The sequence below is a fragment of the Mediterraneibacter agrestimuris genome, from assembly GCF_943193195.1.
GTDB lineage: Bacteria > Bacillota > Clostridia > Lachnospirales > Lachnospiraceae > Schaedlerella > Schaedlerella agrestimuris.
Window position 1 is genome coordinate 1 of record NZ_CALPDG010000079.1, and the last position, 8,186, is coordinate 8,186.

At 40.5% G+C, this 8,186-nt stretch carries 7 protein-coding genes; 3 read left to right on the forward strand and 4 right to left on the reverse strand.

Annotation, left to right across the window (positions count from 1 at the left end):
* Positions 1-127 precede the first annotated feature (127 nt).
* From NFS18_RS18565 to NFS18_RS18580, 4 genes are read right to left on the reverse strand one after another with little or no spacing between them, the layout of a single operon-like run.
* Positions 128-1,612, reverse strand: a complete 1,485-nt coding sequence (locus NFS18_RS18565) for a glycoside hydrolase family 32 protein (RefSeq protein ID WP_251392969.1) — start codon at positions 1,610-1,612, stop codon at positions 128-130.
* 50 nt (positions 1,613-1,662) lie between these two features.
* Positions 1,663-3,354: an extracellular solute-binding protein gene (locus tag NFS18_RS18570; RefSeq protein WP_251392972.1), complete on the reverse strand. Its 1,692-nt coding sequence runs from the start codon at positions 3,352-3,354 to the stop codon at positions 1,663-1,665.
* A gap of 29 nt (positions 3,355-3,383) precedes the next feature.
* The gene (locus NFS18_RS18575) at positions 3,384-4,283 is read right to left on the reverse strand and encodes a carbohydrate ABC transporter permease (protein ID WP_251392974.1); all 900 of its coding nucleotides are present in this window, start codon (positions 4,281-4,283) and stop codon (positions 3,384-3,386) included.
* Between the two features lie 13 nt (positions 4,284-4,296).
* A complete protein-coding gene (locus NFS18_RS18580) occupies positions 4,297-5,247 on the reverse strand; it encodes an ABC transporter permease (protein ID WP_251392976.1) in 951 nt (316 codons plus the stop codon).
* 331 nt (positions 5,248-5,578) lie between these two features.
* Between NFS18_RS18580 and NFS18_RS18585 the strand changes: the two genes are divergently transcribed.
* The 3 genes from NFS18_RS18585 to NFS18_RS18595 are packed head-to-tail and all read left to right on the forward strand — an operon-like array spanning position 5,579 to position 8,120.
* A complete protein-coding gene (locus NFS18_RS18585) occupies positions 5,579-6,649 on the forward strand; it encodes a LacI family DNA-binding transcriptional regulator (RefSeq protein ID WP_251392978.1) in 1,071 nt (356 codons plus the stop codon).
* Positions 6,650-6,709: 60 nt separating this feature from the next.
* Positions 6,710-7,357, forward strand: coding sequence for a YesL family protein (locus NFS18_RS18590; protein WP_251392980.1), 648 nt, complete (start codon positions 6,710-6,712; stop codon positions 7,355-7,357).
* A 25-nt stretch (positions 7,358-7,382) separates the two neighbouring features.
* The gene (locus NFS18_RS18595; protein WP_251392983.1) at positions 7,383-8,120 is read left to right on the forward strand and encodes a hypothetical protein; all 738 of its coding nucleotides are present in this window, start codon (positions 7,383-7,385) and stop codon (positions 8,118-8,120) included.
* The last annotated feature ends 66 nt before the right edge of the window (positions 8,121-8,186 follow it).

Consider the following 8,186-nt stretch of genomic DNA (forward strand, 5'->3'; position numbering starts at 1 on the left):
TGGGAGTCGCTATAAAGTTCGTCGGTAGCTACGCCTAAGTGGACTTTCACCACAGAACAAGGGCATGCCCGTCATACATAAAAAAGCCACTTAAGTAAACTTAAGCGGCTTTTCATTCAAATGTCTTTCATTGAAGGTCATACTTCACTACATCTATCTGCGCCGTTCCATCCGCCAAAAACGAAATTCCATCTGCGGTTTGTTCCGTATACATAATAGTTGTCATAACCTGCTCTCCATCTCCAATAAAAATTTCCGCACTAAAACGATCCAATATAATCCTTAAGTTTAGTTCTCCGTCCGCTGTATTTACCAGACAGCGGCGCTGATGAATAATGGCTCTTCTGGAACCGGAGAATTTGCGGTCCACTTTTAATGTTGATTCTCTCGGACGGAAACTCAATGAAGTATAATATGTATCATCCTGAGCAAAACGAAGCATAAATTTCTGGTACAGCTCTTCTCCTTCCTTGCGATGGATTGTCAGTTCCATATCAATCTTTCTTCCTTTGATTCCATCCAGTTTCGTAACTCCTGATACGGTAACATTCTTGTATTCCACTTTGTTCTGCCGCATTGTATCCAGTTCCCGGACTGGTCTCTGGTACAGCCGTCCATTTTTTAGGAATAACTCCCTTGGCAGGCTCATCTGACCAAGCCACGGTTCCTCTGGCGAACGCATACTGCAAGCATCCCAGTTCTGCATCCAGCCAATCATAATCCGGCGGCCATCCGGCGCTAATATCGTCTGCGGTGCATAAAAATCAATCCCATAGTCAATAGACTGATTATGCATTTCCTTAAAAGTACCGGTTTCTTCCTTATAATCACCAATCAGACAGAGCGTCCCATTGCCGTTATGATATTCAAATCCCTGCGGCAGCATATCCTGCGGGCTTGTAAGTAACACCCACTTCCCATCCAGTTCAAAAAAATCCGGACATTCCCACATTTTCCCAAACCGGTTATTATTGGATACCAATATGCTTTTAAAATTCCATTTGAGACAATCTGTACTGGTATACAATAAAATCTGCCCACTTCCATCGGCTGGTCGGCTGCCAACTACGCATCCATAGGTTCCATCATTCATTTTCCATATTTTAGGGTCACGAAAATCATATCTGCTGTTTCCTTCCGGTAAGTCCTGTTCAGTCAGTACAGGATTCAGTTCAAATTTTTCGTAATCGATTCCGTCCCCTACGGCGATGCATTGTGTCTGAATTTCTTTGTAGATGTCATGCTCCTGGTACTCCCGTAACACACCGGTATACATCAACAGATGTTTTCCGTCCGGAAGCACCACCGCACTTCCGGAGAAACAGCCATCCCGGTCATATGCCTCATCCGGGGCCAAAGCAGCCGGATGATACTCCCAGTGCAGTAAGTCGTTGCTCACCGCATGCCCCCAATGCATAGGTCCCCACTTCAAAGCGTATGGATAATATTGATAAAACATATGGTACTGGCCTTTATAATAAGAAAATCCATTCGGGTCGTTCATCCAGCCTGTACGTGGAGTCAGGTGGAAATCGGGACGCTCCTCCTCTTTAATTAATTTTTCAGAAGCTTCTTCATATTTTCGAGCTTCACGTAATGTCTGACTTGTCATAAACATATTTTCCTTTCATCATGATATATACCAATGTACTATCGCTTACATTATTTTAAATTTGAAATATTTTTGTTATAAGAATCCAGATTTTTCTGAAGCAGTTCCAGATAGTCACTTAATCCGTAGGCTTCCAACTTATCCAGATATTCCTTCCAATCCGCATCCGTAAAGCCATTCATGATCCAATCGGCTTTCTTTGTCTTAATTTCTTTATGAATATCTGCCTGAAGATTCGAAAACTTCTCTGTATCCTCACGGCTCATAAAGATATTTGGATAAACATTCTCCGTGTGCATATCCGGCGTATAACATTCCTTAATCCAGTCTAAACGGTATTGTGCGTCATCCGGGCATGTCACATACACATCATAATATTCGTCCAAAATAGCTAACGGACCGCCTACTGCTTCGGCTTCCCTTACTTCTATCGGAGAAGCATCACCTAATGACGCGTGTTTCAGCATATCATCTCCGTCTGCATTTTTTCCCATTTCAAAAATATCAAAATCATCACTTTCTCCATAGGTTCCCCAGTTATTCTGCGGAGACTGCATTGGTGCGTACATATGATCCAGCCATGCGCATACTAACGCCGGATTCTCTGCCACTGAAGTTACCACGCAGCGTCCCCGCTGAAACCCGCTGGTATATGACCCGTTCTCCGGCGTCAGATTCCGCGTATCCGCTGTCAGCACCGGAAGCGGTACCCAATCCTTCAGGTTGTCTATATTTCCAACATCCCAGCTAAAGCATACGCCGTAACGTCCGGATTTTCCTTTGGATACATAAGTTGACCATTCCTGGGTAAACGCTTCCAGATCTATCAGTTTTTCTTCATACAGTTTGTGCAGCCATTCGATCCCTTTTTTATATCCATCCTGTGCTGCTGTACAGATTACTTTCTGGTCATCCGTAACTGCGATATGTCTGCCAGTGTTAATATCTTTATCCACATCGCCATATCCCTCGCCAAAACCATTGATCAGAATCCCCAGATCTTCATTTCCATTATTTACAATACAGGACATGGGAATAATACTTCCTTCAATTCCGAATTGCTTTTGAATCTCCGTCGCATGGTCACGAAATTGAATCAGCACCTCTTCAAATTCATCCACCGTCTCCGGCACATCAAGTTTCAGGAAATCCAGCCATTTCTTATTAATAAAGCTCATGTTCCCAACGCTCTGTATGGCTGTTTTATCAGAACCAAGCTGTTCAATCCAAGGCAGCGCCCAGATATGTCCGTTCACATCCGTACACATAGTTCTGTATTCCGGATATTTGTCGAATACAGCTTTTAGATTCGGCATATAGGCATCAATATATTCCTCCAGAGGAATGATCGCCCCATACTCGGCATACCTTAACAGGTTGCTGTCCGAAAATTCAGCCGTAAATATAAAATCCGTCAGTTTGTTCGGATCTGACATATTTAAAGAAATCTTATCTTCCCACTGATCCTGCTGTATTGCCATCCATTCAACTTCTACATTTGTCTGTTCCTGCAATCGTTTAAATATTGTCCTTTTGTTTGGATCAGGTTCCGTATTCGCCGGATATTTTATCATTCCGGTTAAAGTTGTTTTTTCTTTTAACGGAAATTCCAGTTCTGCTTTATCAACTGGACGGAATGTACCGTCATTAATCTCTTTCTTGCCTTTGCAGCCTGCAAGGGAAATCACCAAACAAGCCGCAAGTGCCGCTGCCATGATACGTTTTCCATATCTTAATTTCATAGTCTGCCTCCTCCTTATCCTATTTTCCTTTAACCTTTTACGGCACCGGCCATGATTCCGCTATCAAAATATTTCTGGAAGAACGGATACATGATCAGAAGCGGTAAGCTGGAGATAATAATGGTTGCGTATTTCAGAAGCTCTGCCAGCTGTGCCCGTGCTGCCGTACTCTGCATATCTGCAATCATTCCCGATTCCGGCTGATTCTGAATTAAGATAGAACGCAGGACAAGCTGCAGCGGCTGTTTTGCTGAGTCGTTCAAGTAGATCATCGCATCAAAATAGCTGTTCCACATGGCTACAAACTGCCATAAGGCGAGCACTGCAATGACAGGTGTACATACGGGAAGCAGGATCTTAAAGAAAAAGGTAATCTCGCTTGCACCATCCACATCTGCCGCTTCCCGAAGTTCCTGCGGGATTCCTCTGTAATATGTCCTTGCAATAATCATATTCCATACGCTGAACGCTCCTGGAAGAATAACCGCCCACATGCTGTCAACAAGCCCAAGTTTACTCACTATCAAATATGTAGGAATCAAACCACCGCCAAAAAACATAGTAATCATAAAAATAACATTAAAGAATCCCTTGCCTTTGAAATCCGCCCTTGATAAGGGATATGCTGCCAGAAGTGTCACAACTACGGAAACAACAGTAAATAATACAGAATAAATTATTGCATTTTTGAACCCAATCCAAATCTGGCTGTTTGTCATAACACGTTCATAAGCTGTTGTGGTCCATTTGCTAAAATCAAAGGTAATACCTTTGTTCTGTAATGTAATCGGATCCATAAAGGATGCCACGATAATGTAAACCATCGGCACAATGATTGCAAGCACAAATAATCCCAAAAGAAGGTAACCGATTGTCAAAAGCAGCTTATCCTGTTTTGAATATCTTGTTAATACGCTTTTAGTTTTCATCTTTTGCACCTCCTTATAATCCTTGCCCGTCATTCATCTTTGCAACAATCTTGTTTACAACAAGCAATAGAATAACATTAATTACCGTATTGAACAATCCTACAGCCGTTGAAAAACTATAATCACCGTCAATCAAACCTTTTCGATATACATAAGTCGCAATAATCTCAGATGCAGAAAGGTTCAGATCTGTCTGCAGCGCGTAAGCTTTTTCAAAGCCAATACTCATGATGTTTCCGGCCTGCAGGATAAACTGTATAATGACCATATCTTTGATTGCCGGCCATTCTACTGTCTTAATCTGCTGGAAGATATTCGCACCGTCCATAACTGCAGCCTCCCTAAGTTCCTGGCTTGCATTGGACAGGGATGCCGTATACATAATGGATGCCCAGCCTGCCCCCTGCCAGATACCGCTGATAATATAAATCGAACGGAATGCCTCCGGCATCGTCATAAAGTTCACACTTGTTCCTAATAATAGGTTAACCGGACCCGTCACAGAAAGAAATATCCGAACGATACCACAAAGCACGATTACTGATACGAAGTTTGGAAGGTAAAGCACCAGCTGTATCTTCTTTTTAATACCCGTATTCTGAATTCGGTTCAGTAAAAGAGCTAGTATAATAGGAACCGGAAATCCCCACAGAAGGCTATATACGCTTAGTTTCAGCGTATTTGCCAAATAGCCCATAAAATCGGGCGATGACAAAAATCTTGTAAAATGTTTAAGTCCCACCCATTCGCTGCCCGAAACACCTTTAAAAGGATTATAATCCTGAAAAGCAATCAGAATACCACTCATAGGTGCATACTTAAAAATCAGCGTCAATAATAATGCCGGCATCAGGAAAATCAGATAAAGCTGCCAATGCTGCCTGATATACACCAGCGTATTGTGGATTCCTGTGTCCTTATTTCCTTGTCTTCCTTTTGAAACAATTTTTGAATTAGTCGCCATAACTCCTCCTTTCTGCCAAATCCCTCAATCTTTTGCATGTTTTCATTTAGCTTTCCTTTCTCTCCTCCTTTTTTGTGCATTTGCAAAATTTGTTGTGCCTTCGTTTTGAGATTTGCATAATATATATATATCACTTATTTCCCATTTAGTCAATACATTATATCCTATTTGACCAATTTATATTTTTACATTTTATTATAGATATGCTATATCAACAATAAAAAACAGATAACAAGGTTGAACAATTTATATTTTTACATTTGACACATTCTGATTTGTGCATTATAATATCTTTAGTATTACTATTAAAAGAACATAAAAGGAGGTTTGTATGGGTACAAGAGTTACGATCCAAGACATTGCCGATGAACTTGGTATTTCCCGCAATACAGTTTCTAAAGCAATCAATAATACTGGCATATTGGCCGACTCAACCCGTGAGAAAGTATTAAAGAAAGCAATGGAGATGGGTTATAAACAGTTTTCTTATGTGACAATTGCCAATTCAGGCAGTTCTGTTCTTTCTATTCCAACCACAAGGGGGAAGACGGAAATTGCTTTATTTATCACTAATTTTTTGGGAAGCTCTCATTTTGCTAACATTATGCTGGATAAATTCCAGGAGGAACTTTCCGGTCTGGGATACAGCCTTACTATGCACAGAGTACTCACCGATGACTTAAAAGCTATGAAACTGCCCACTGCTTTTTCAAGCGACAGGACAGCCGGTATTATCTGTGTCGAAATGTTCGACTACAATTATGACAAAATGCTCTGTGAGCTAGGAGTTCCTGTTTTATTTATAGATGCACCGGCCACCTGTTTTTCTCCTCCTCTAAAGGCAGATCTGATCTGCATGGACAATCAGTCCGGCATTTCCTTGTTTATAAATGAAATGGTAAGGAGAGGAAAAACAAAAATTGGATTCATTGGGGAATACCTACATTGCCGTTCTTTTTTCGAACGATACACAGCTTACCGAAATTCCATGCATCTGCTGGGACTTCCCTGTCCGGATGAATATTGCATCGCAGGAAGCAAAAAAGGAATTTCTTATCCCAAAACAGAAGATCACCTGGAATTTCTAATGGAGCGTCTGCAAAAACTTAAGAATATGCCAGAAGTATTTATATGTGCCAACGATTTTGTTGCCTTGGATACGCTCCAAACGTTGAGAAAACTAGGCTACTCTGTTCCTGATGATGTCCTTTTGTGTGGTTTCGATGATTCTCCCGAATCGAGAGTTGTTACCCCGACACTGACCACAATCCATATACACAGCCAGGTCATGGGATTCTCAGCTGTAAATCTTTTGATGACCCGCATAAATGAACCATCCCTTAACTACCGCACTGTGTATACGGAAACAAACCTAATTTTTCGTGAATCAACGGGTGATTAGAATACTGGCTTTATTATAGAACTCATGAATACTGCGATAATATATTTTAGGAGGAATTTTATGAATACTTTATTTAATTTTGATAATCCGGTTCTTCAATTCATTAACAAAATCGTTTACAGCGTCTATCTGAACATTTTATGGTTTGTCTGCTGTATACCTATTGTAACGATAGGCGCATCCACCACCGCACTTTTTTATGTTACCCTGAAAATGTCAAAAAACGAGGAAGGCAATATTACAGAATCTTTCTTCCGCTCTTTTAAAGCAAATCTGAAACAGGGAACAAAAATATGGATGGTTTTGCTTTTCTTGGGAATTATTCTTGGTATAGACGGATATGTCCTGTATCATATGCGTTTTGAAAATATATTCTGGACACTCTGTACCGCAGTTTTTTGTGTCGCTGCAGCCGCCTACGCTATTGTCCTGATGTATATTTTTCCGCTTCTTGCAAGATTTGACAATACAACTGGCGCCATGTTCAAAAATGCACTCTTCATGGGTATCCGCTTTCTGCTGTGTACTATAGTAATGGCTGTCATTTATTTTTTAATGCTGCTAGTTTCAGTACGTTTTTTTACCCCTGCTGTCATCTTCGGAGAAGGCTTATGTGCGTTGCTTTGCTCCTATCTGTTGTCCAATATTCTGCTGCTCTGTCAGGAAAAAACCAAAGATCACGTAGAAACGGCTTCGGAACTTAAATAATCCCGAATGGCAGAAAGGGGAAAATATGGATACTAAAAAATTCAATTTTCCAGGTAGGACATGCCTGAACCACCTTCATGGGAAGCGGAAAATACAGTACATATGGGATTACTATAAATTACCGATTGTAATCTGCCTGATTTTCTTATATATCATCAGTTATACAGTGCATGGCCATTTTTCTAAAAAAGAAATCATACTTTATACTGATCTGGTGAATGTGTCTGCGAGTGAACAGCTCACTAATGAATTAAGCCACGGTTTTCTAAATTTTTTGGATGCCAATGCTTCTAAAACAGCGCTGAAACTATATACAGGCTTATACCTCACGGACAACCCTGATAATCCTAATCATGAATATACCTATGCCTCCCGCATAAAGATAATTGCTTCCATTGATGATGAACAGTTGGATATTGTACTCATGAACAAAGAAGCATTTGATACATTTTCGCAAAATGGATATCTTTATAATATAGAGGAATTGCTTCAGGATATAGATTCAGCGACTATGGCAGAATTAAAACCGTACATTGTGACTAACACAGTCATACTGAAAGATAATGCCGATGATATGACACTTGACAATTCACTGCCCTATCAGGCTGTAACAGACGAACTACCTATGGGACTTCTTATATCACAGAAAGGACTTTTTAGAAAAGCAGGTTTCGATGACGATGTCTATCTTGGTGTAATCAAAAATTCTCCACGGATAGATATGGTAATAGAATATATAAAGTATATATATTTCAGACTGTAGACAAAGTTGGTGCTGGAGAAGAACTCCAGCACCACTTTTCGATAAAATCTATTTTTTCTTTTGTCT

Coding starts and splice junctions, on each gene's coding strand:
- NFS18_RS18580 (WP_251392976.1), bottom strand. CDS start 5,247: ATGGCGACTAATTCAAAAATTGTTTCAAAAGGAAGACAAGGAAATAAG.
- NFS18_RS18595 (WP_251392983.1), top strand. CDS start 7,383: ATGGATACTAAAAAATTCAATTTTCCAGGTAGGACATGCCTGAACCAC.
- NFS18_RS18565 (WP_251392969.1), bottom strand. CDS start 1,612: ATGACAAGTCAGACATTACGTGAAGCTCGAAAATATGAAGAAGCTTCT.
- NFS18_RS18570 (WP_251392972.1), bottom strand. CDS start 3,354: ATGAAATTAAGATATGGAAAACGTATCATGGCAGCGGCACTTGCGGCT.
- NFS18_RS18575 (WP_251392974.1), bottom strand. CDS start 4,283: ATGAAAACTAAAAGCGTATTAACAAGATATTCAAAACAGGATAAGCTG.
- NFS18_RS18585 (WP_251392978.1), top strand. CDS start 5,579: ATGGGTACAAGAGTTACGATCCAAGACATTGCCGATGAACTTGGTATT.
- NFS18_RS18590 (WP_251392980.1), top strand. CDS start 6,710: ATGAATACTTTATTTAATTTTGATAATCCGGTTCTTCAATTCATTAAC.